Genomic DNA, 21,670 nt, shown 5'->3' on the forward strand with positions numbered 1-21,670 from the left:
CTCGTAGGCTGAACCCGTGGGGGACACCAGAGAACGCGCAGTGGTAGCCGGGGCATCCGGGTTCATCGGCCAGAGACTCGTTCGCGAGCTCCGCGACCAGGGCTACGAGGTCGCCCGCATCGGCCGCACCGGGCCCGACGCGCGCTGGGACGACGACACCGCCGTGCGGGAGCTGATCGACGGTTCCGCCCTGGTCATCAACCTGGCCGGCAAGAGTGTCGACTGCCGGTACACCGACCGCAACCGCACCGAGATCCTGCACTCCAGGGTCAACACCACCCGGCAGCTCCGCGAGGCCATCCAGACGAGCGCGCGGCCGCCGCGGGTGTGGCTGAACGCGAGCACCGCCACCATCTACAGATACGCGATGGACCGCCCGATGATCGAGACCCACGGCGAGATCGGCTCCGGCTTCTCGGCGGACATCGCCCGCAACTGGGAGGACGAGCTCTTCGCCGGTGTCCTGCCCGGCACCCGCCGGGTGGCGCTGCGGATGGCCATCGTGCTCGGTGACGGTCCCGCCACCGCGATTCTCGCGCGCCTGGCACGCCTCGGGCTGGGTGGGCCGCAGGTCGACGGGTGGTGGTTCCCGCACCGGCGCTACCGCGGCATCGGCACTCAGCCGAGCGGAGACGGCACGGCGCCGACCCATCACTCCCGCGGGCGGCAGCGCTTCAGCTGGATCCACATCGACGATGTCATGGCATCCATTCGGTTCATCGTCGCCCACGACGGACTCGCCGGGCCGGTCAACCTGGCCGCGCCGCACCCCAGCGACAACCGCACGCTCATGGCGACGCTACGCCGCCGGGTAGGCGCCAGGCTCGGCTTGCCGGCGTTCCGTTGGATGCTGGAACCGGCCATGTGGCTGCTGCGCACCGAACCCGAGCTGGTGCTCAAGAGCCGCTGGGTGGAACCGGAACGCCTGGTCGCCGCCGGATACCGGTTTGCCTGGCCTGAACTCGAGCCGGCCATCTACGATGTGGTCGCTAGATCGGCACGACCATGACCGGGAATCGTGCCCGCGGCTCCGTCACCGCCGTGGCGGTCCGCGTCGCGCGGAGGATCGTCCAGGCGACCCTCAAAACGGCTCTGGTGATCGTCGACGCGCTGAACATCGGCCCCGGCTCCGCGACATCGTCGGTGGCGCACCTGCCCGTCCTGCTTCCGCGCCCGGGCGGGGACGAGCCGTCCGCCGCCCAGCCCCGCAGGAAGCCGCGTTTTCGCCGCCGCCGCCCGCGTCGCTCCAACTAGGCAGCAGCCCCGCGCCGAATCGTCTAGTCCCCACCGAATTGCGGATGCGGGTCACAGCCGCACGTCACTCCGCGAAATCGGAGCTAGAGTGTTTTTCATGCCTCAGATACGCATCAAAGACGCGGCCGCGTTCTTGAGTGTCAGCGACGATACCGTGCGCCGGTGGATCGACAACGGCGTGCTGCCCAGCTCGAAGGACGCCTCGTCCCGCACCGTGGTCGACGGCCTGGCGCTGGCCCAGCTGGCGCGCACTAACGCGGTGCTCCCGGAGGATCCGTCCGGAATCGGCCGGTCCGCCCGCAACCGGTTCGTGGGCCTCGTGACCGACATCGTGATGGACACCGTGATGGCCCAGGTTGAGATCCAGTGCGGCCCGCACCGCGTGGTCTCGCTGATGAGCAGTGAAGCCGTACGCGAACTCGGCCTGGAACTCGGCTCGGTCGCCATCGCCGTGGTCAAGGCCACGACGGTCATCGTCGAAACACCCCAGGGGCGAGTCTGACCGTGGCCCGCGTCACCCGCAGCCTCGCGACCGCAGTCGTGATCAGCCTGACCCTCACCGGATGCGGGTCCGCGACCCCGTCACCGACCGGCTCCGCCGCCGCGCTCGGGGGCGACATCACGGTCTACGCCGCCGCGTCGCTGCAGGGCACCTTCACCGAGCTGGCCGCGTCCTTCGAAGCCGCCAACCCGGGCACCACGGTGGTGCTGAACTTCGCCGGCTCCTCCGCCCTCGTCACCCAGATCATCGAGGGCGCCCCGGCCGACGTTTTCGCCTCGGCAGACACCGATAACATGGCCAGGCTCACGGATGCGGCGCTGGGCGACGGCGAGCCCGTGGACTTCGCCACCAACGTCCTGACCATCGCGGTGCCGCCGGGCAACCCCGCGGGTATCACCGACCTCACCGACCTGACCAGACCCGACGTCAGGCTCGTCGCCTGCGCCCCCGAGGTACCCTGCGGCGCCGCGGCCGAGACCGTGGCCGCGAGCGCGGGGGTCACGCTCAGCCCGGTGAGCGAAGAATCATCCGTCACCGATGTGCTCGGCAAGGTCACCTCGGGTGAAGCGGACGCCGGCCTGGTCTACGTCACCGACGTCGCCGCCGCGGGCGCCGCGGTCGAGGGCATCGAGTTCGCCGAGGCCGCCAGCGCCGTCAACACCTACCCGATCGTGCCCGTGACCGGCTCGGCATCCGTTGACGTGGCCCGGGCGTTCGTCGACTACGTCACCGGCAGCGCCGGCGCCGCCGTGCTGCGCGCCGCGGGCTTCGGGGCGGCGTGATCTCATGACGGTTCCCCGCTGGGTCTTCGCCGTGGCCGGCCTCGGCGCGGTCTTCGTGCTACTGCCGCTCGTGGCGATGGTGCTCAGGGTGAACTGGACCGAGTTCGTGCCGCTGATCAGCTCGGAGTCCTCGGTCGCCGCGCTGCTTCTCAGTCTGCGCACCTCGCTGGCGGCGACCGCGTTGTGTGTAGTCTTCGGCGTGCCGATGGCGTTGGTCCTGGCCCGCACCGACTTCTGGGGGCAGAAGGTGCTCCGCTCGCTGGTGTTGCTCCCCCTCGTGCTCCCCCCGGTCGTCGGCGGCATCGCGCTGCTCTACACCTTCGGCCGCCGGGGACTGTTGGGCAAGACCTTCGAACTCCTGGGCATCGAGATCGCCTTCTCCACCACCGCCGTCGTGATCGCGCAGACCTTCGTCGCCCTGCCGTTCCTGGTGCTGAGCCTGGAGGGCGCCCTGCGCACGGTGGGCAGCCGGTACGAAGCCGTCGGCGCCACCCTCGGCGCCAGCCCCACCACGGTGCTGCGCCGCATCACCCTGCCCCTGGTGCTGCCGGCCGTGCTGTCGGGCGCCGTGCTGTCGTTCGCCAGGGCACTGGGCGAGTTCGGCGCCACCCTCACCTTTGCCGGCAGCCTGCAGGGCACCACCCGCACCCTGCCGCTGGAGATCTACCTGCAGCGGGAGACCGACCCGGACACCGCCGTGGCGCTGTCACTGGTGCTGGTGGTCGTGGCCGTCATCATCGTCAGCCTCGCCCATCGCACCGGTGAGCCCTCCCGCCGTCGGGCACGGGCGCTCTCGTGACCTTCTCCCTCGACCTGCACGTCGCCGACCGCGACGTCAGCCTGCACCTGGACGTGGCGGCCGGCGAGACCGTCGCGATCCTGGGGCCCAACGGCGCCGGCAAGTCCACCCTGCTGGGCACCATCGCCGGGCTGGTCACCCCCGACTCCGGGCGTTGCGAGCTGAACGGCACCGTCTTGTTCGACCTGCCGGGCGCCGGGCGCGGCCCCCGCACCTGGCGGCCCCCACACCAGCGCGGTGTCTCCCTGCTCGCCCAGGAGGCGCTGCTGTTCCCGCATCTGAGCGTGCTCGACAACGTCGCCTTCGGCCCCCGCAGCGCGGGAGCGCCCTCGGGCCGGGCTCGCCAGATCGCGACCCACTGGCTCCGCGAAGTGGATGCCGAACAGCTGGCCGCCCGGCGCCCGGCCGAGCTCTCCGGCGGGCAAGCTCAGCGGATCGCGGTGGCGCGGGCCCTCGCATCCGACCCCGGCCTGCTGCTGCTCGACGAACCGTTGGCCGCCCTGGACATCTCGGTGGCGCCGGCGGTGCGGCGGATGCTGCGCCGCGTGCTGGCCGGCCGCAGCGCGCTGATCGTGACCCACGATGTGCTCGACGCCTACACCCTGGCCGACCGCGTGGTGATCGTCGAGGGCGGCCGGATCGTCGACCAGGGCACCCCGGCCGAGGTCTTCGACCGGCCGCGCAGCGCCTTCGCGGCCGGTCTGGCGGGCCTGAACCTGCTCACCGGTGTGCGCCGGGGCACCAACCTGATCACGGCGGATGCCGCGGCCCCAGTCGCGAACATCCCCGAGCCGGGCGTGGCCGACGGGGCACCGCTGTCTTTGGCGGTCCGTCCGGGCGCAGTGTCGGTGTCGATCGACCCGCCGGCCGATTCGCAGCTCAGCAGCGTGCGAGCCGAACTGATCGACCTCGAGCCCCGGGGCGACTTTGTTCGGGCACGGAGCGCCGTGCTGGCCGCGGACGTCAGCCCGAAGGAGGCCGCGCAGCTCGACGCCGCCGTGGGCTCCCCGGTCTGGTTCTCGTTTGCGACGGCCGCCGCCACGCTGTACCCCACCGCGCCCTCCGACCGGACCACGTCGTCGTGATCCACCCGGACGTGTCAGGGGCCATGGCCCTGTTCGGGTCGTTGTGCGGTCATTCGGAGACTGCGGCCGCCGAGAACGACATCGACAACGTGGACTACGGCGGCGCCGTTGCCCGGATCGGAACTCGACGCCTGCGGTTCCGGGTAGGCCGGGTGACGCCCCGCAAGGTCGGCCTGTTCGTCGCCGTCTGGCAGCGATCGCCCACCGGTTCGACCGAACCTTTCCCGGTCGACGACGTCGACCACCTGGTCATCCTCACCCGGGAGGGGCTGCACTCCGGTCAGTTCGTATTCCCGCGCTCCGCGCTGCAGCGTCACGGCATCGTGTCGGTGGCGGGCCAGGGCGGCAAACGCGGCTTCAGGGTCTATCCACCGTGGTCGCGCACCAGCAACGCCCAGGCCATCCGCACCCAGGCGTGGCAGGGCGCGTTCTTCCTCGACACCAGCGACGGCGTCGACCTCGAGCGGCTGCGTGAACTTCTCGACCCCTGAGCCCGCACGCACCGGCACGGGGCAGGCGCGCTGGTGTCGTGGCGATGCGACTGACCGGCCTACCGAACAGCGGTGGTGATGAGGCGTTCCAGGCGCACGATGCCGGCGTAGCGGCCGGCGTTGTCGGTGACGATCAGGGGATCGTAGCGATGCGTGCTGTCACGGGTGATCGCGCGCAGCAGGGCATCCCGAACCGGGGTGTCCAGGTTCACCCGCACGGCGCCGGTCGTGACCCCGAGGTGGGCGCTCTCACTGTCGAGAACCGAGACGGGCCGGCCATGGTGGTCGATGAGCACCACGGTGCGCACCTCCGCGTGATCGGTGAAGATCCGGGCTGCGGCGGCCACCGACTCCGCGCCGGGGGCGATGTCGAGCAGATCGCGCACGACGGGAACGGGCTGCCGCTCCGCACTGGGCACCACCGGCCTGGCCAGGTCGGGCCAGGCGGGACCGGGCCGGGCGAGGTAGTAGCCCTGCGCGAGCGGCACCCCGAGGGCGGTGATGGTGTCGTACTCCGCCGCTGTTTCGATGCCCTCGGCCAGCACCCAGGAGTCGATGCGGTTGGCGAAGGTGCCGATCATCTCGACCAGCGCGCGTTTCGCCTCGTCGGTGTCGATGCCCTGGATGAGTTCCCTGTCGAGTTTGATCAGTGCGGGTTTGAGCGCCAGCAGGCGGCTGAGACCGGCGTAGCCCGAGCCGAGGTCGTCAACGGCGATCAGGCCGCCGGCAGCACGGATGGCGTCGAGCTCGGGCTCGAGGTCGGCCGCGGAGTCGATGGCGGACTGTTCGGTGAGCTCGACGAACACCCCGGTGAGGTCGGCCTGGTCCCGCCAGACCTGCCGGATCGCGTCATGGCCGAGCACGTGCGGTGACACGTTCACGGTGATGAAGCAGTTGGTCGGCACCGAGCCGCGCTCGGCGAGGATGACCCGCAGACAGCGCGCCTCGATCTCCGCGGACCGGTTCGTGGCGCGGGCCTGGGCAAACAGGTCCTCGACGCTGATCCCCGCGGGCATTTCGAAGCGGGCCAGGCCCTCGAACCCCACCACGATCCCGCGGGCGGTGTCCACGATCGGCTGGAACGCCGCCGTTACGCCCGTTCCGGCGCTGACAGCGTCCAGCAGGGCGGCCCACTCGGTGGCGGGGAGCGGTGTCGTCAGGAGACGACCACGATCCGGTCCGTGACGCTCTGGACCAGCTCGGGGCTCACGGTGCTGATGCCGTGCACCGCGCTCGCGTGCTGGGCGACGAGAACGAGAATTTCGTCATCGGTGGAACTGACCCAACTCGCCGTGCACCCTGGCACCACATCTCCGCACGCGAATGACTTCATGACGTTTTCCCCTGTCGTTGCTGCCACCGGGGCGATTCCCTGGTCACTGAGGCTTCCGAGTGTAGTTCGGCGCGACGTGATGTGCGGATTGGGCTAGTACCGCACCTCGTCGATGGGGCCGCCGCCGGCGAGGTCCTCGAGCAACAGCTCGGGGTGGTCGCGCACGGTGTTGCGCAGCCGCCACGGGGTGCTGAACAGGGCCAGCAAGGTGCCGTCGCTGCGGCGGAGCACCTCCACCTGGCGGTCGTGGCCCAGGATCAGCGCGCTTTCCTTGTCGGTGCGCCGGGCCAGCTGGTACGGCAGCACGTCGCTGCGGATGGCGGCGCCGAAGTCGTGCGACATCCGCTCTTCGACGACCTCGAACTGCATCGGGCCAACGGCGCCGAGCACCGGGGCCTGGTCGCCGCGGAGGTCCGAGCGCATCACCTGGATGACACCCTCGTGGTCGAGCTGGTCGATACCGCGGCGGAACTGCTTGTGCTTACTGGTGTCGGCGGGGCGCACGGCGCGGAAGTGCGCGGGGGCGAACATCGGCAGCGGCGGGAAGGTGACCGCGGGGCTGCCCTCGTGGATGGAGTCGCCGACCCGCAAAGCGGAGGCGTTGACCAGGCCGACGATGTCGCCGGGCCAGGCCTCCTCGGCCACTTCGCGGTCCTTGCCGAACAGCTGCTGGGCGTACTTGGTGGCGAACGGCCGGCCGGTGGCGGAGTGGGTGACGACCATGCCACGGCGGAACTGGCCGGAGCAGACCCGCACGAATGCGACGTAGTCGCGGTGCGAGGAGTTCATGCCGGACTGCACCTTGAACACGAAGCCGGAGAACGGGCTGGTCACCGGGCGGTGGCCGCCGTCGGCGTCCAGGCGCGCCTCGGCAGGCGGGGCGAAGTCCACCAGGGTGTCCAGGATGTGCTGCACACCGAAGTTGAGCACCGCGGCGGAGAACAGCACCGGGGTGGTCACGCCGTCGAGGAACAGTTCCTCGTCGTGGTTCTGGCCTTCCTCGGTGAGCAGTTCGGACTCCTCGGCGGCGGCGACCCAGGCGTCACCCTCGACTGCGGCGGCCTCTTCGGCGGTGGTGCGCTCGGAGTCGGCGCGGGTGGCGCCGCCGGCGGTGCGGTTGAAGCGGATGAAGTCGCTGCTGCCCCGCTCGATCACACCGCGGAAGTCGCCCGCGATGCCCACCGGCCAGGTCAGCGGGGTGGGGATCAGGCCGGTGCGGGTGCGGATCTCGTCCATCAGGTCGAGGGCGGCGGAGCCCGGCCGGTCCCACTTGTTGATCACGGTGATGACGGGCAGGCCCCGCTGCTTGCAGACCTCGAAGAGCTTCATGGTCTGCACCTCGAGGCCCTTGCTGGCGTCGACGAGCATCACGGCGGCATCCACCGCGGAGAGCACCCTGAAGGTGTCCTCGGAGAAGTCGGCGTGGCCGGGGGTGTCGACGAGGTTGATCACGCTGTCGCGGTACTCGAACTGGATGGCGGCGGAGGTGATCGAGATGCCACGCTCCTGTTCCATGGTCATCCAGTCGGAGACGGTGCCGCGCCGGCCGGCCTTGCCGTGCGTGGCGCCGGCGGTGGTGATGGCCCGCGCGTGCAACAGCAGCGCCTCGGTGAGCGTGGACTTGCCCGCGTCGGGGTGCGAGATGACGGCGAAGGTACGCCGGCGCACGGCCTGAGCCTCGACCTCTTTCGGGGACACCTCGGTGCCCGGGGTCACGGTTGCTTCAGCCACTGCTCGGTTCCTACCTCTATATGTCTGTCAATGCGCCGCTTGCGCGCACGCGTCCTTCAAACCTAACCTGCGCGGCTGTTCACCCGCTCCCCGCTAATTGTTACCATCCTTTACAAACAGAGTCGGCGCGTGGGACAATGTCCTCACAGGCAGTTGATACAGCATGAGCACCCTCGTGGCCGGTTTCTTGCCCCGCGACACTCGCCGACCGCTGAGGAGCCCCAGCCATGACCGCCGTGACCCTCACTTCGGTTCTCGCCCAGGCCCTCCCGCTCGGCGCCGGCGAGCCGGTGATCGCCGTGGATGTGGGCGGCACCGACACCAAGGCCGCGCTCTTCGACACCTCCGGCCGGATGCTCGGACTCAGTCGCACGCCGACACCGCTGGACGGCGAGCGCACGGCCTTCTCGGTGATCGCCCGGGTGCAGGAGCTCACGCTGCAGTTCGCCGCGGATTTTCCCGCGGTGCGGCCCCGGGCGGTGGGCCTGCTCGCCCCCGGCCTCGTCGACGACGACGCGGGCATCGGCGTGCTCTCCACCAACCTGCACTGGTCCAACGTGCCCTTCAAACAACTCACCGAAGAACTCATCCACCTGCCCACCACTTTCTCGCACGATGTGCGGGCCGCCGGTGAGGCCGAGTTCAGGCTCGGCGCCGCCCGCCCCTATCGCAACGTGGTGGTGTTGGTCATCGGCACCGGGATCGCCGGGTCGCTGTTCATCAACGGCCGGGCGCACACCGGCGGCGGCTACGCGGGCGAAATCGGCCACTCGATAGTGCACCCATCAGGTCCGCTCTGCGGCTGCGGCTCCCGGGGCTGCCTGGAGACCGTGGCCTCGGCCGGCGCGATAGTGCGCCGCTACGAAGAGGTCACCGGCATCCGGTTGAGCGGGGCCCGCGAGGCTCTGGCCCTGGCCCGCACCGGCGACCCCGCGGCGGCGCTGATCTGGAGCGAGGCACTGGATGCGCTCGCCCTGAGCATCGCCCAGCTGGCCGCGATCCTCGCCCCGGAAGCGATCGTGATCGGGGGCGGCCTGGCGCAGGCGGGCGACCAGCTGTTCGTGCCGCTGCGTGAGAGGGTGAGCGCCCTGCTCAGCTTCCACCGGCGTCCGGTGATCCTACCGGCGTCGATCGGCGAAAACGCCGGCCTGCTCGGCGGCGCGCTGCGGGCGCGCGACCTGGTGAGCTAGACCGGCTCGGCGGTCACCGGCTCGGCGGTCAGGGGCACCGCGGTCGGGGGCACCGCCGCCAGCAGCTCCAGCAGCGCCCGCCCGGCCAGCCTCGACGCACCGAAGGTGGCGATGTCGGCGTAGCGCAGGTCGTCCGACGGCCAGCCCATGTCGACCACGAGAACATCACGGCGGTCGGCGCGCAGCGTATCCACCAGGTCACGAATGAACGGATGCCGGTGGTTGTCCTTGCCGATCACGACCACGGCAGAGTCGGCCGAGAGCTCCAGCGCCCCGCTGTCCTCTGCGCTGCGTGCGAGGAGAGGCCTGGCCAGCCACACGGTCGCGAGGTCCGACTCCGGATGCGCGGCCACCTCGGCGAACGGCCCCCAGGGCGCCAAGCCCACGGCGATGTTCGTGACGGTGTCGAGGCGAACCACGGGGAAGGTCTCCGGAACCGCCGCGAGCCACCGCTTCGCGTGGTCGTTGATCGCGAAGGAGGCACGGATCCGCCCGGTATCGAAGCTGGGTTCCGGCATCGTCAGCGCGGCAGCCGGGAGCTGGATGTCCAGGGTGTCGTCGCGGATTCCGGCCGCGAGGCGGTGCACCCGGCCGGCCGCCTCGGCGAGACGGGCCTCGGTGAGGGTTCCGGCGTCGACGGCGGCCAGGATGGCGGCCTCGATCTGGTCGAGCTGCTCGGCGGTGTTCTCGGTGCCGATGCAGAGCAGGTCGCAGCCGGCGGCGAGGGCGGCGGCGGCGGCCCCCGGGATGCCCAGGATGCCGCTGGCACCCTTCATATCCAGGGCGTCGCTGACGATGACGCCGGTGAAGCCCAGTTCGGTGCGCAGCAGGCCGCCGAGCACCCGCGTCGAGAGTGTTGCGGGGTTCTCCGGATCGATTTGGGGCAGCAGGATGTGCGAGGTCATGATGGTCTTCGCGCCGGCGGTGATCGCGGCGTTGAAGGGCACCAGCTCCCGCTCGCGCAGGGTCGACGGCGGCAGGTCGACGACGGGCATGGCCAGGTGGGAGTCGAGGGCGGTGTCACCGTGGCCCGGGAAATGCTTGGGGCAGGCGGCGACCCCGGTGGACTGCAACCCGCGCACCCAGGCGGCGGAGTGCAGGCCCACCCGCACCGGGTCGACGCCGAAACTGCGCACGCCGATCACCGGGTTGTCGGGGTTGGAGTTGACGTCGGTGTCCGGCGCGAAGGTGAGGGTGCAGCCGGCCTTCCGCAGCTCCCAGCCGACCTGCCGGCCGACTTCCTCGGTGTAGCCGAGGTCGTCGATCCGGCCGAGGATGGCGTTGCCCGGATACGGCGAGCCCGAGGAGAAGTAGAGCCGGGTGACGTCGCCGCCCTCCTCGTCGATCGCGATGACCGCGAGCGGATTCGCGGCGCGGATCGAGTCGGTCAGCGCCCGCAGCTGGGCGATCGAGACGATGTTCTGCCCGAACAGGCACACGGCTCCGAGTCCGTCCTGCAGGCGCAGGCGCAACCAGTCCGGCAGCACGGTGCCCACGAAGCCCGGCATCAGGGTCGCCCGGATGTTCCTGCGCACCGGGGAGTCGTCGCCGTGGCCGCCGGTCATCCCTTGACCGCCCCGCTGACCAGTCCGCTGGTCATTCTGCCCTGCACGAAGAGGAAGAAGATGATCACCGGAATGGCCACCATGGTGGACGCCGCCATCACCTGGCCCCAGTCGGTGGCCCGGCTTGCGCTGGCCTGGATGAAGCCGCGCAGCCAGAGCGGAAGCGTCTGGCTGGAGTTGTCCTGCAACAGCACCAGGGCCACGGTGAACTCGTTCCAGGCCTGCAGGAACGCGTAGACGCCCGAGGCCACCAGGCCGGGGGCGAGGAGGGGGAAGGTGATGCGCATGAACGCCTGGGTGCGGCTCAGGCCGTCGATCATGCCCGCCTCCTCGAGGTCGGCGGGGACGCCGGCGACGAAGCCGCGCAGCATCCAGATCGTGAAGGGCACGACCGCGGCGATGTAGATGATGCTCACGCCCACGATCGAATTGAGCATGTTCAGGCTGCCCATCAGCTTGTACTGAGCGATGAAGAGCCCCTCGGCTGGGAGCATCTGGATCAGCAGCACGGCCAGGACGAACGCCTTGCGCCCGCGGAATCTGAACCGGCTGATCGCCAATGCCCCGAGGAAAGCGAAGAGCAGGCAGAACACCACGGTGATGAGGGCGATGGCCGTGCTCATGCCCAGGGCGGGCAGGAAGGTGCCGCCCGAAAAGACCGCGACGAAGTTGTCGAGGGAGCCGCCGAACGGGAGCCAGGTCGGGGTGGTGCTCTGCAGCACCACGTTGGGCAGCAGCGACGAGTTGAGCATCCAATAGACCGGGAACACCCAGATCAGGGAGACCACGATGCCGATCACGCCCAGCGCGATCCGGCCAGGGCGGATGCGCCGGTTGCCGCCGCCGCCCTTCCGGCCGGTCGGCGGGAGGTCGGGCCGGGGCCGCGAGCCGGCCGGCGGGGCGGATGCGCCGGTGGATTGGACCGTCGAGGTCATGATTCGTCCTCCTTGAGCATGCTGCGTACGTAGAACCAGCTCAGGGCCACGGTCAGCACGAGCACGAAGATCGAGACGGCGCTGGCCATCGCGAAGTCGCTGGAGCCGACGCCGAGTTGGTAGATGTAGGTGCCGAGCAGGTTGGTCTCCGAGGCGATCGACCCGACGTCCTGCAGCAGGCGGATCTGGGTGAACACCCGCAGGTCCCAGATCACCTGCAGCAGCAGGATGATCGCGAGCACCGGCCGGATGATCGGCACGATGATGTACCGGAGCCGCTGGGCCAGCGTGGCGCCGTCCAGCTGGGCGGCCTCGAGCACCTCTGTGGACACCTGGGTGAGGCCGGCGTAGATGGAGAACGCCACGAACGGCACGCTCATCCAGACCACGATGACCATCGCCACGAAAAAGAACGACAGCGGGTTGGCCAGCCAGTTGTGGTTCTGGAAGTCCAGGCCCATACCGGTCAGAACCGAGTTCAGCACCCCCCGGCGCCAGTCGATGAGCCAGTTCCAGACCGTCATCGCCGCGACGACGGGCATCGCCCAGGCCAGCAGCAACGAGATCTGCAGGGTGATGCGCACGCTGGTGTGCACGGCGTTCATCAGCAGCGCCATCAGGGTGCCGATGGCCATGGTGACCGCGGCGGTGACCAGGCAGAAGGCCAGCGACCGAGCCACCACGGTCCACATGTACGGGTCCGTGAACAGGGTCACGTAGTTGTCGAACCAGACGAATTCCGGGGGTTGGCCGAACTGCTGGGAGAGTCCGAACCTCTGCATCGAGGTGATGAACTGCCAGACCAGCGGATAGCCGAGCGCCAGGATCAGGATGGCGCAGGCCGGGATGACCAGCAGGTACGGCGTTGATCTGCCCCTTTTTCGGGGCCTGGCCGGCCGCGGCGGATCGGCCTGGCCGAGCACGAGGTTCTGCGTGGTCACGCCGACCCTCCTTTCGTTGTTCGATTCGTCTGGTTCGACAGGCTGCCGGCTATTCGCCGTTCAGCATCGGGGTGAGCTTGTCGTCGTATTCCTTGGCGAGTGCCTTCAGGTCGGTGGAGCCCTCGATCTTGCTGAAGAACTCTTCCATCACGAGGGAGCCTTCGACCGTGGCCCAGCCGGGCGCTGCCGGGGTGAGCTTCGAGTTCGAGGCCGAGGCGATCAGCGCCTGGGCGAACTGGTCGTCGCCGAGCGAGTCCACGTAGTCGCTGTTCGCCGGGCCGAGGCCGTTCTGGCCGAGCATCATCTGGTACTCCTCCGAGTAGACGATCCTGAGGAGGCTCTTGGCCAGCTCGGGGTTCTTGCTCGTCGCAGAGATGCCGATGTTGGATCCGCCGGCGAAGACCGGGGCGGGCTTGCCGTCGTTGCCTGGCAGGGCGAAGACCGCGTTCTTGGTGTCATCCCAGGTGCGGGTGGCCTTGCCGTCGGCGTCGGTGCCGAGAGTTCCGATCGACCAGTGCGCCCAGGTGGGGGCCATGATCGTGGCGGCGGACAGTGAGGTGTTCGACGTGACGGCGCCCTCGGCATCCTTGATCTCGTCGCTGTCGTTCAGGTAGATGTACTGGTTGGAGTCCTTGGCGTCGTTGGGCGCGTTGGAGGCTGACTTGTACAGCTCCTGCAGCTGGGCGAGGCCGGTCAGGGTGTTCTCCGAGGCCAGCGTCGAGGTCCAGGTGCCGTCCTTGACGGTGGCGAGTTCGCCGTCGTTGGCGAAGATCCAGGAGATGCCGTTGCGCCAGTCCTGACCGCCGAGGTAGAAGCCGGAGAAGTCGGGGATGTTCAGCGGGTTGGCGGCGTTGATCGCGGCGACGCCGGCGTTGAACTCCTCGAGGGTGGTGGGCTGCTCGACTCCGGCTGCCGCCCAGACGTCGGCGCGGGTGAATACGGCGCGGGAGCCGAAGTAGTAGGGCAGGGCGTAGTTCTTGTCGCCCACCATGCCGGCGTCGACGAAGGACTGCAGCAGGTTGGCGCCGCCGAGCTCCTCGTACATGTCGGAGATGTCGAGGAACGCACCCACGTTGGTGAAGGTCGACGACTGGGTGTTGCCCAGCTCGGTGACATCCGGGGTGTTGTTGGCGTCCGGCAGTGAGGTCGTCAGCTTGGTGACCAGGTCACCCCAGTCCTGCTGCTGGATGTTCAGGGTGGCGCCGGTCTGTGCGGTGAATTCGGACTTCAGGTAGTCGCGCAGTTCATCGGGGGTGTCGCCGCCGGCGAGCCAGAGGGTGATGGTCTTGTCGCCGTTGTCGGTGGAGGCGTCGGTGCCTTCATCGGTGGCGGACGAACATCCCGCCAGCACGAGCGCGGACGCAGTGGCCAGCGCGGCGAGAGATGCGAGCTTTCTCTTCATGAGATATTCCTTTCGTGGATTGCCGACGTTGGCGGGCGCCACATCGTTGGTGCAGGGGAAATCCGTCGGCTAGGAAACGCCGAGTTGTGCGGAGAGAACCATGACGGCCGCGCCGCGCAGAACGATGTCCTCCCCCTGCGCGGTCATCCGCAGGGTGAGATCGCCGGTTTCGGTGGCCATGGTCCTCGACCGGAGGGTCTCGACGGTGGCCGCGGAGAGGGCGCCGTCGAGAAGTTCGGGGGGCCCGCTCAACACGATCTCGAGCAGGTTGAGGGCACCGACGACGGGGGCGAGGATGATGCCGAGCCGGCGGCCCGCCTCGGTGAGGATGTCGGAGGTGGCGCGCTCGGCATCCGCCGGGGTAGCCGCCGCGGCGGTGGCGTCATGGATCGCCGCGGTCAGCCGCGGTACGGAGAGCCAGGCCTCGAGGCAGCCGGACTTGCCGCAGGCGCACAGCGGGCCGTCGTCGGTGCCGACCACGACGTGGCCGATCTCACCGGCGGCGAAGCGCTCACCGAAGATTGCGCGACCGCCGATCAGCAGCCCGGCGCCGACACCGTGGCCCACTTTGACCAGGAGCAGATCGTGGTCGGCGCCGCCGAAGCTGTGTTCGGCGAGCACGGCGGCGTTGGCGTCGTTGACCACCCGAACGGGCAGACCGGTCAGCTCCTGGAGCCGGGCCTGGAGCGGCTGGTCACGCCAGCCGAGGTTGGGCGCGTTGCGCACGACTCCCGCCCGGTCCACGATGCCCGGAGACCCGATTCCGACACCGAGGATCGGGGCGGTGGCCGCGGCGATGACCTGGGCGAGCAGCTCGGCGACAGTGTCGTAGGCGGCCTCGCCGCGGGCGCCGGCCAGGTCGAGTCCCGAGCTGGACAGCACCGCACCGTCAAGACTGAGCACCGCGCCGCGCAACCGGGTGTGACCGGAGAGGTCGAGTGAGACGATCTGAAACGCGGACCGGTTGATGTCGAGCAGGGTGGCGGGCTTGCCTGGACGCGGTTCCTGGCGCTGGCCCAGTTCGATGACGAGGTTCTCCCCCATCAGCTCGCTGATCAGGTCGGAGACCGTCACCCGGGTCAGGCCGGTTTCCCGGGCCAAGTCAGCGCGGCTTTGCAGGCCGGCGCGGTACAGCGTTTGCAGCACCAGGGTGCGGTTGTTCAGGCGGATGTGCTCGGGCAAGACCTTCGCGGTGGGGCGGAGGGCTCGGTCCTGGATCGTCCGCGGGGCGCCGGTTGCTGTCATGTTTGTTAGTAAACCTTACGAACGAAATGCGCGCAAGGGAGAACAAACTATTGGTTGGGTTGGTTACCAAGTCGTAACGCGGCGATGCTATCCGCCGCCTGGACGCCCGCCGCGCTCAGCGGGGCAGGCCACGATAGTGCGCGCGAAGCTCGGAGCTGAGGTGCTCGATGGCGTAGCTGAGCATGGTGCGGGGCATGCGGCCCGCGTGCAGGTCGAGGAAGCGGAGCAGCAGGTCCCGGTCGACGCGGGCGCCGACCTCGCGCAGCATCCAGCCCACGGCCTTGTGCATCAGCGGCTCGGGATCACCCAGCAGCCGCGCGGCCAAGTCGAGGGTGGTGGTGGCGTCGCCGCGCCGGATGAACGCCGAGGTGGCGATCACCGCCACCCGCCGTTGCCAGAGCACCTCGCTGGCGGCGAGCTCAGCCAGCAGCCCGCGCGGCCGGTCGAACAGGTACTCGCCGAGCAGCCCCGGCGCGGAGGAGTCCACCAGGTCCCAATTGTTCACCCGGCCGGCTCGCAGCTGCGCGAGATAGAACTCGGCGAGAACCCGGCGCCGGGGGTCGTCACGGGTGCGCGGGGCGCTTGCCCGGGCGAATTGCGCCACCAGGATCAGCAGGGCGGCGAGTCGGTGCTCGTGCACCGGGCCGGCCAGGAGCAGGTCGATCTCGTGCGGCGGCAGGGTGGCGAACCGTGTGACCACCGCTCGGGTCTGCGGCACGGTGACGCCGATGAACACATCACCCTCGGCGTACTGCCCTTGCCCGGTCTGGAAGTACCGGGCGGCCCCGGTGGCGCGCTCCGGATCGGCGATCGCGGCGAGCGCCGCCCGCACCTCGGCCGCGGTGGCACTGCCCGAAACGCGCCCGGCATCCGTCATGGCAGCAGGCTAGCGCCTGGGCGGCCGATCAGCGCCGCGTGGTGCGGATCGCGCCGTAGGCGCGCATCAGCTGGGGCACCACAAGGTACACGGCGACCGGCACCACGACCACCGAGAGCACAAAGGCGCGCAGAACCGGATTCCAGTCGGTGGCGAACGGGGCAATCGCGAAGAATCCGAGCGTCACCAACGGGAAGATGGCGATCCAGGTGATCACGGCCCGCACGTGCACAGACGGGGGTGCGGCACTTCCGCGGGGAGCTGGGGGTAGTGACACTGGGTCTTCCTTTCGAGAGATGAGCGGCCGATGATCACGACCTCGTCCCCCTACAGTGCGGCCGTCGCGAAATTCCTGAGACTATCGTTGCCAAAAGTGGGACACGCTGCTTAGCTGTCCGCATGAGCAGCACTCCCCGGATCAACGACGAGCTGAGTCAGATCGCACCGCGCCTGCGCCGCGCCCGCGAAAAGAAGAACGTCACGCTGGCCGAACTCGCCACCGCAACCGGGATCTCCAAGAGCACGCTGTCCAGGCTCGAGTCCGGGCAGAGAAAGCCCAATCTCGAGCTCCTGTTGCCCATCGTGGCCGCTCTGGCGGTGCCGTTCGAGGAGATCGTCAGCCCGCCCAGGGTGCAGGACCCGCGAGTACCGCAGCGGCCCACGCGGGCGGATGGCCGCACCCTCACGCCCCTCTCACAGCACCAGGGTGAGCCCCAGGCCTTCAAGATCGTCATCCCCGCCACCGATCGGGAGCCCGCACCCCGCACCCACACCGGGTACGAGTGGATCTATGTGCTCTCCGGTCGCCTGCGGCTGATCCTCGGCGAGCACGATGTGGTCCTGGGCACGGGTGAGGCGGCGGAGTTCGACACCCGCAATCCCCACTGGTTCGGCTCCACCGGCACCGATTCGGTGGAGATCCTCTCCATGTTCGGCAAGCAGGGCGAACGCATCCACCTGCGTGCCCGGTCGACATCGGCGACGTCGAGCTAACCGTTCGGTCGGTGCAATCACGCGCCAAACCGGGTCAAGACGGCGATTCACTGCGGAGGGCCGCATGAAAACGCCGTCAACCCCCGGTTACGCTGGGGGCGGCGCACACCGGTGTATTCCAGTTCAGTGCGCCGCACGCACGTCGCGCCCGCGGCACTCACGAGGACGGGAGGTTCCCATGTCGAATTACATTGCAGATGCACTGGTCGGTGAGCCCGAGGTTCTCGAGGACACCCTGGTCGCCGACCTGACCGGCTCGCCCGCCTGGCTGCGGCTCAAGAACGCCGCCGCCGCCCTGCAGACCGTGCAGGCCCAGGACGGTTCGATCCCCGAGGCCGGCGCCCACGCGGATGCGCGGTCGTCCGTCGCCGAGATCACCGCTGCGGTCACCGAGCTGGCGCCGCACTTCCCGCACGATGCCGACTATCTGGCCGCCGTTGTGGTCGATTTCGACCGCTGGGCGGCCGGCGGCTTCGGCGTGCCCGACTTCTACGACTCGCTGCTGGCCTTCCAGCCGCAGCAGCACCGGGAGGACGGCATTCGGCACCTGGTGGTGTTTCCGATGTACACCCAGAACGGCAGCCCCAACCGGCTCGTCGAGGCGGTGCTCATCGAGGTGCTCTGGCCGGAGTTCGTGGCCGAGCTCGAGACCGAGTACACCAACAAGCTGTTCGTGCCCATCCGCTTTCTCGACTTCACGGCCGGGTACGACACCAACTCGGCGGTGCTCTTCCCCGAGACCGTGGCGATGCGGCAGATCCCCACGTTCACCTGGGGGGCCATCTTCGCCGACCGGGAGGCCGCGAGGTTCCGCAGGGTGGTGCGCGCCGCGGCCGAGATCACCCGGCTCGAGCTGCCCGCGGAGGCCGCCGCGCTGCTCGACGACCAGCACCTCACCGAAGAGACCTTCGTGATGTGGGACCTCATCCACGACCGCACCCACATGCGCGGCGACCTGCCCTTCGACCCGTTCATGATCAAGCAGCGGATGCCGTTCTTCCTCTATTCACTCGAGGAGCTGCGCTGCGACCTCACGGCGTTCCGCGAGTCGGTGAAGATCGAACGAGACGAGGCCGCCAGCCCCGAGGCCCGCCGGCACGCGAAGCTGGTGCAGTACGCGGTCATTTTCGACCGTATCTTCAGGTTCTCGATCACCGGCAGCCGGGTGCGCAACTATGACGGCCTCGGCGGCCAGCTGCTGTTCGCCTGGCTGCACCAGCACCACGTGCTGCACTGGACCGACACGGCGCTCTCCTTCGACTGGGAGACGGTGCCCGATGTGGTCATCGCGCTCGGCGCCCAGATCGACGAGCTCTACTGGGCGTCGATCGACCGGCCGAAGAAGGCGCACTGGCTGGCCGCCTACGAGATGCTGACGAAGACGCTCACGCCCAACCCGGCGTCGGCGTGGGCTCGTGGGCTGCCGCTCGAGGTGCTCGCCGGCGCGCCGAAGGGGTACACCGACCTCGTCCTTGACGACGAGTTCCCGCTCTCGATGTTCTTCGAGGCGCTCGACAAGAAGATGAAACCCGTCATCGAGTCGACCAGGGGCATCACGGCGGATGCGTAGGCTCACGCTGGTCGACCCGTCCGGCGATCCCGGCCAGCCGGGGGCTGCCGGGCACACCGTGCTGATCGCCGGGGCCACCAGCACCGCCGGGGTGGCCGTCGCGGCCGCCCTGGCGGGTGCCGGGGCCCGGGTGCTGGCCGTGGGCTCCAACGAGGAACGGCTGGCGCGGGTGCTCGAGGTGGCGCCTCAAGCCTCCGTCTACGTCGCTGACCTGACCGATTTTGCGGCGGTGACCGCCCTCGCCGCCACCGTGCACACCGAACACGGACCCGTCGACGGGCTCGTGCACCTGGTGGGCGGCTGGCGTGGCGGCGGCGGGCTCGACGGTCAGACCGACGAGGACTGGGACTTTTTGCACCAACGCGTCGTGCAGACGCTGCGCAACACCACTCGCGCGTTCAACGCCGATCTGCTGGCCTCGTTCACCGGCCGGCTGGCGATCGTGTCGTCGGTGTCGGTGGATGCGCCCACCCCCGGCGGCGCCAACTACGCCAGCGCCAAAGCCGCCGCCGAGACCTGGACCCGGTCGGTGGGCCACGGTTTCGCCAAGGCCGGCGACACCGCCGCGGCCGTGATCTTCGTCGTGCGCGCCCTCGACGGACTCGAGCCCCGGCTGGCCGCCGAGGTCGTGGCCCTCTGGGACTGGCCCGCCGCGTCCCTGAACAACACCCGCCGCATCCTCACCCCCGGACCGGCAGCCCCGGCCGGCGCAACCATCGAACCTCCCCCTGGGGGCTGATTCGCCCGCGACGCGTCGGCGCTAGCGTGGGGGCATGACTGCCGAAGCCCGCACCGAACCGGTCACCGACCTGCTGGCCGACCCGCTGGCCGACGGATGGCGGCGGCCGCGCGGCCCCCGCTCCGCGTACCGGGTGGATGCCTGGGTGGCGCTGGCGCTGGCCGGCGGCACCGCCCTGAGCATCTCGCTGAGCCTCGGCACCGGGCTCATGGGCGATGCGCCGTGGTGGCAGGTAGTGATCTGGGTGGCCCTCATCGCTCTGCCGCTGGCGGCCCGCCGCCGCTGGCCGGAGGCCGTGGCACTGCTCGTCTCCCTGGTCTTCGCCGTGTCCGCCAGCATGGGCATCACCGACGGCCTCTTCTCCAACATCTGCCTCTATGTGGCCATCTACTCGGTGGGCGCGTGGAGCCACCACCGCACGATCGCCCGGTGGACGCGGCTGGGCATCATCGCGGGCATGTTCATCTGGCTGTTCTGGAGCCTCTTGGAGACCGCCAACCAGGCCACCGTCATCCCCGAACTGTCCAGGGACGGGTTCTTCTCCCCCTATGCCGCCTACGGACTGCTGCAGGTGCTGCTCAACCTGGTCTACTTCTGGGCGGCATACTACTTCGGCGGCGCCGCCTGGCACGCGGCCCGGCGCTCGGCGGCGCTCGAGGGTCTCACCCGTGAGCTCGCCACCGAACGGGAGCGCACCGCGGCCCAGGCCGTCAGTCTCGAACGGGTGCGCATCGCCCGGGAGCTCCACGACGTGGTCGCCCACCACGTGTCGTTGATGGGCGTGCAGGCCGGCGCGGCCCGGCGCATCCTGGACCGCGACCCGGCCGCGGCCGTGCGCGCGATCACGGTTATCGAGGAGAGCGCCCGCACCGCTGTGGACGAACTGAACACCATGCTCGGCGCTCTGCGTGCCGATGACGCCGACGGTGCGCAGCCCGCCCACCAGAGCACCAGCACCCGCGGTGTCGACCAGCTCGCCGAACTCGCCCAGGAGAACACCGACGCCGGGTTGCCCGTGCGGCTCCAGGTGATCGGCGAGCCCCGCCCGGTACCCGGCACCATCGGTCTCAGCCTCTACCGAATCGCCCAGGAGGCCCTGACCAACACCCGCAAGCACGCCGGTTCCGGTGCGACGGCCGACCTGCGCCTGCGGTACGAGACGGATGCCGTGGAGCTGGAGGCGACCGACACCGGTCGCGGCGTGCGCGCCCCGGCCAACCCCGCCGCCGAGCGGAGCGCCCCCGGCGGTCTCGGCCAGCAGGGCATGCGCGAGCGCGTCGCGGCCGTCGGCGGCACCCTCGAGCTGGCGAACCGGCCGCGCGGCGGCTATCTGGTGCGCGCCCGCGTTCCGCTCACCGGTCCGGCTGTGGCCACCGAGCCGCCCCTCTCCGTGCCGCCCGCCGAAATGCGGGCGCCCCAGACCGTGGAGACCGTCGAATGAGCGTGCCGATCCGGGTGCTCCTCGTTGACGACCAGGCCCTGGTGCGGGCCGGATTCCGCATCATCCTCGAGTCCGAGCCGGGCATCGTGGTGGTCGGCGAGGCCGTGGACGGCGCCGCCGCGATTCGCCAGGCCGGCGCCTTGCGGCCCGACGTGGTCTGCATGGACGTGCAGATGCCGGGCATGGACGGGCTCACCGCCACCCGCGCGATCGTGGCAGACCCGACCAGCCGCGCCGCGGTACTCGTGCTCACCACCTTCGACAGGGAGGACTACCTGTTCGCCGCCCTGCAGCACGGCGCCAGCGGGTTCCTGCTCAAGAATGCCTCGCCGGAGTCCCTCGTCGAGGCGGTGCAGGTGCTCGCCCGCGGCGACGCCCTGCTCTCCCCCGAAATCACCCGTCGGGTGATCGCCCGCTTCGCCGGCGCCTTCTCCAACTCCTCGCTTGCCGCCGCACCGGATGTCGCGCTCGCGCAGGGCGCGCACCGGCCGGAGCCGAAGGCGGTGGGCATGCTCACCGACCGGGAGCGGGAGGTTTTCGAGCTGATCGCGCTGGGCCTGGCCAACGCCGAGATCGCCGCCCGGCTGTACCTGGGCGAGGCCACGGTGAAGACCCACGTCTCGAAGGTGCTGCAGAAACTGGATTTACGCGACCGTATCCAGGCCGTGGTTTACGCCTACGAACACGGCATCGTCGTGCCGGGGGCGGCGCAGCGGCAGAGCACCAACCCGCACTGACGCGCCTGACTCACCCCCAGTCCGGGGGCAAATCCTCGGCGTCGGGGCCCGGATTCGT

23 protein-coding genes are annotated in these 21,670 nt (G+C 69.8%); 13 read left to right on the top strand and 10 right to left on the bottom strand.

Annotated features, from left to right (window positions below; genetic code table 11):
• Positions 1-16 precede the first annotated feature (16 nt).
• The 7 genes from B7495_RS16460 (at position 17) to B7495_RS16490 (ending at position 4,913) form a co-directional block, all read left to right on the top strand.
• A complete protein-coding gene (locus tag B7495_RS16460) occupies positions 17-1,009 on the top strand; it encodes an epimerase (RefSeq protein WP_088457536.1) in 993 nt (330 codons plus the stop codon).
• Positions 1,006-1,254, top strand: coding sequence for a hypothetical protein (locus B7495_RS16465; RefSeq protein ID WP_088457537.1), 249 nt, complete (start codon positions 1,006-1,008; stop codon positions 1,252-1,254). The genes B7495_RS16460 and B7495_RS16465 overlap by 4 nt, the downstream gene beginning before the upstream one ends.
• A gap of 97 nt (positions 1,255-1,351) precedes the next feature.
• Entirely contained in the window at positions 1,352-1,756 is a 405-nt protein-coding gene (locus tag B7495_RS16470) for a molybdopterin-binding protein (protein WP_088458155.1), read from the top strand.
• The gene (modA, locus tag B7495_RS16475; RefSeq protein ID WP_088457538.1) at positions 1,753-2,538 is read left to right on the top strand and encodes a molybdate ABC transporter substrate-binding protein; all 786 of its coding nucleotides are present in this window, start codon (positions 1,753-1,755) and stop codon (positions 2,536-2,538) included. The genes B7495_RS16470 and modA overlap by 4 nt, the downstream gene beginning before the upstream one ends.
• A 4-nt stretch (positions 2,539-2,542) precedes the next feature.
• A complete protein-coding gene (locus tag B7495_RS16480) occupies positions 2,543-3,337 on the top strand; it encodes an ABC transporter permease (RefSeq protein WP_088457539.1) in 795 nt (264 codons plus the stop codon).
• Positions 3,334-4,422 carry a sulfate/molybdate ABC transporter ATP-binding protein gene (locus tag B7495_RS16485; RefSeq protein ID WP_088457540.1) on the top strand — a complete coding sequence of 363 codons (1,089 nt, stop codon included), beginning with the start codon at positions 3,334-3,336 and terminating at the stop codon, positions 4,420-4,422. The genes B7495_RS16480 and B7495_RS16485 overlap by 4 nt, the downstream gene beginning before the upstream one ends.
• Entirely contained in the window at positions 4,419-4,913 is a 495-nt protein-coding gene (locus B7495_RS16490) for a MepB family protein (RefSeq protein WP_240632289.1), read from the top strand. Before B7495_RS16485 ends, B7495_RS16490 begins: the two co-directional genes overlap by 4 nt.
• Before the next feature lie 59 nt (positions 4,914-4,972).
• On the opposite strand, the gene B7495_RS16495 is transcribed toward B7495_RS16490, so the two are convergent.
• The 3 genes from B7495_RS16495 to B7495_RS16505 all read right to left on the bottom strand — a co-directional run bounded on the left by B7495_RS16495 (position 4,973) and on the right by B7495_RS16505 (position 7,977).
• Complete coding sequence (locus tag B7495_RS16495; protein WP_240632290.1) at positions 4,973-5,983, bottom strand: EAL domain-containing protein; 1,011 nt, start codon at positions 5,981-5,983, stop codon at positions 4,973-4,975.
• An 86-nt stretch (positions 5,984-6,069) separates the two neighbouring features.
• Positions 6,070-6,246, bottom strand: coding sequence for a DUF1059 domain-containing protein (locus B7495_RS16500; protein ID WP_088457543.1), 177 nt, complete (start codon positions 6,244-6,246; stop codon positions 6,070-6,072).
• 93 nt (positions 6,247-6,339) lie between these two features.
• Positions 6,340-7,977 (bottom strand): peptide chain release factor 3, encoded by a 1,638-nt coding sequence (locus B7495_RS16505; protein WP_240632291.1) that lies wholly within the window; start codon positions 7,975-7,977, stop codon positions 6,340-6,342.
• 227 nt (positions 7,978-8,204) lie between these two features.
• On the opposite strand from B7495_RS16505, the gene B7495_RS16510 reads away from it, so the two are divergent.
• Positions 8,205-9,167: an ROK family protein gene (locus B7495_RS16510; RefSeq protein WP_088457544.1), complete on the top strand. Its 963-nt coding sequence runs from the start codon at positions 8,205-8,207 to the stop codon at positions 9,165-9,167.
• Here B7495_RS16510 and B7495_RS16515 read toward each other — a convergent pair.
• The 7 genes from B7495_RS16515 to B7495_RS16545 form a co-directional block, all read right to left on the bottom strand.
• Positions 9,164-10,732 (bottom strand): glycoside hydrolase family 3 protein, encoded by a 1,569-nt coding sequence (locus tag B7495_RS16515; RefSeq protein WP_088457545.1) that lies wholly within the window; start codon positions 10,730-10,732, stop codon positions 9,164-9,166. The two genes, B7495_RS16510 and B7495_RS16515, sit on opposite strands and share 4 nt — an antisense overlap.
• Positions 10,729-11,667 carry a carbohydrate ABC transporter permease gene (locus B7495_RS16520; RefSeq protein ID WP_088457546.1) on the bottom strand — a complete coding sequence of 313 codons (939 nt, stop codon included), beginning with the start codon at positions 11,665-11,667 and terminating at the stop codon, positions 10,729-10,731. The genes B7495_RS16515 and B7495_RS16520 overlap by 4 nt, the downstream gene beginning before the upstream one ends.
• Entirely contained in the window at positions 11,664-12,608 is a 945-nt protein-coding gene (locus B7495_RS16525; protein WP_088457547.1) for a carbohydrate ABC transporter permease, read from the bottom strand. Before B7495_RS16525 ends, B7495_RS16520 begins: the two co-directional genes overlap by 4 nt.
• Positions 12,609-12,657: 49 nt before the next feature.
• Positions 12,658-14,010: an extracellular solute-binding protein gene (locus B7495_RS16530; protein WP_088457548.1), complete on the bottom strand. Its 1,353-nt coding sequence runs from the start codon at positions 14,008-14,010 to the stop codon at positions 12,658-12,660.
• A gap of 69 nt (positions 14,011-14,079) precedes the next feature.
• Positions 14,080-15,255, bottom strand: a complete 1,176-nt coding sequence (locus B7495_RS16535; RefSeq protein ID WP_088457549.1) for an ROK family transcriptional regulator — start codon at positions 15,253-15,255, stop codon at positions 14,080-14,082.
• A 115-nt stretch (positions 15,256-15,370) separates the two neighbouring features.
• Positions 15,371-16,132 carry a DNA alkylation repair protein gene (locus tag B7495_RS16540; RefSeq protein WP_088457550.1) on the bottom strand — a complete coding sequence of 254 codons (762 nt, stop codon included), beginning with the start codon at positions 16,130-16,132 and terminating at the stop codon, positions 15,371-15,373.
• A 28-nt stretch (positions 16,133-16,160) separates the two neighbouring features.
• Complete coding sequence (locus B7495_RS16545; RefSeq protein ID WP_133160304.1) at positions 16,161-16,409, bottom strand: hypothetical protein; 249 nt, start codon at positions 16,407-16,409, stop codon at positions 16,161-16,163.
• Between the two features lie 122 nt (positions 16,410-16,531).
• Between B7495_RS16545 and B7495_RS16550 the strand changes: the two genes are divergently transcribed.
• The 5 genes from B7495_RS16550 (at position 16,532) to B7495_RS16570 (ending at position 21,612) form a co-directional block, all read left to right on the top strand.
• A complete protein-coding gene (locus B7495_RS16550) occupies positions 16,532-17,125 on the top strand; it encodes a helix-turn-helix domain-containing protein (RefSeq protein WP_088457552.1) in 594 nt (197 codons plus the stop codon).
• Positions 17,126-17,303: 178 nt separating this feature from the next.
• Positions 17,304-18,695, top strand: a complete 1,392-nt coding sequence (locus B7495_RS16555) for a DUF6421 family protein (protein ID WP_088457553.1) — start codon at positions 17,304-17,306, stop codon at positions 18,693-18,695.
• Entirely contained in the window at positions 18,688-19,434 is a 747-nt protein-coding gene (locus B7495_RS16560) for an SDR family NAD(P)-dependent oxidoreductase (protein WP_088457554.1), read from the top strand. The genes B7495_RS16555 and B7495_RS16560 overlap by 8 nt, the downstream gene beginning before the upstream one ends.
• A gap of 34 nt (positions 19,435-19,468) precedes the next feature.
• A complete protein-coding gene (locus B7495_RS16565; RefSeq protein ID WP_088457555.1) occupies positions 19,469-20,875 on the top strand; it encodes a sensor histidine kinase in 1,407 nt (468 codons plus the stop codon).
• Complete coding sequence (locus B7495_RS16570) at positions 20,872-21,612, top strand: response regulator transcription factor (RefSeq protein ID WP_088457556.1); 741 nt, start codon at positions 20,872-20,874, stop codon at positions 21,610-21,612. Before B7495_RS16565 ends, B7495_RS16570 begins: the two co-directional genes overlap by 4 nt.
• Positions 21,613-21,670: the final 58 nt, after the last annotated feature.

This window comes from Cryobacterium sp. LW097, assembly GCF_002205495.2.
In the GTDB taxonomy this organism is placed as follows: Bacteria; Actinomycetota; Actinomycetes; order Actinomycetales; family Microbacteriaceae; genus Cryobacterium; species Cryobacterium zongtaii.

Bases quoted from the DNA above. Each gene is read 5' to 3' on its own strand.
- B7495_RS16465 (WP_088457537.1), top strand. From the start codon at position 1,006: ATGACCGGGAATCGTGCCCGCGGCTCCGTCACCGCCGTGGCGGTCCGC.
- B7495_RS16470 (WP_088458155.1), top strand. From the start codon at position 1,352: ATGCCTCAGATACGCATCAAAGACGCGGCCGCGTTCTTGAGTGTCAGC.
- B7495_RS16480 (WP_088457539.1), top strand. From the start codon at position 2,543: ATGACGGTTCCCCGCTGGGTCTTCGCCGTGGCCGGCCTCGGCGCGGTC.
- B7495_RS16500 (WP_088457543.1), bottom strand. From the start codon at position 6,246: ATGAAGTCATTCGCGTGCGGAGATGTGGTGCCAGGGTGCACGGCGAGT.
- B7495_RS16510 (WP_088457544.1), top strand. From the start codon at position 8,205: ATGACCGCCGTGACCCTCACTTCGGTTCTCGCCCAGGCCCTCCCGCTC.
- B7495_RS16515 (WP_088457545.1), bottom strand. From the start codon at position 10,732: ATGACCGGCGGCCACGGCGACGACTCCCCGGTGCGCAGGAACATCCGG.
- B7495_RS16520 (WP_088457546.1), bottom strand. From the start codon at position 11,667: ATGACCTCGACGGTCCAATCCACCGGCGCATCCGCCCCGCCGGCCGGC.
- B7495_RS16530 (WP_088457548.1), bottom strand. From the start codon at position 14,010: ATGAAGAGAAAGCTCGCATCTCTCGCCGCGCTGGCCACTGCGTCCGCG.
- B7495_RS16535 (WP_088457549.1), bottom strand. From the start codon at position 15,255: ATGACAGCAACCGGCGCCCCGCGGACGATCCAGGACCGAGCCCTCCGC.
- B7495_RS16540 (WP_088457550.1), bottom strand. From the start codon at position 16,132: ATGACGGATGCCGGGCGCGTTTCGGGCAGTGCCACCGCGGCCGAGGTG.
- B7495_RS16550 (WP_088457552.1), top strand. From the start codon at position 16,532: ATGAGCAGCACTCCCCGGATCAACGACGAGCTGAGTCAGATCGCACCG.
- B7495_RS16555 (WP_088457553.1), top strand. From the start codon at position 17,304: ATGTCGAATTACATTGCAGATGCACTGGTCGGTGAGCCCGAGGTTCTC.
- B7495_RS16560 (WP_088457554.1), top strand. From the start codon at position 18,688: ATGCGTAGGCTCACGCTGGTCGACCCGTCCGGCGATCCCGGCCAGCCG.
- B7495_RS16565 (WP_088457555.1), top strand. From the start codon at position 19,469: ATGACTGCCGAAGCCCGCACCGAACCGGTCACCGACCTGCTGGCCGAC.
- B7495_RS16570 (WP_088457556.1), top strand. From the start codon at position 20,872: ATGAGCGTGCCGATCCGGGTGCTCCTCGTTGACGACCAGGCCCTGGTG.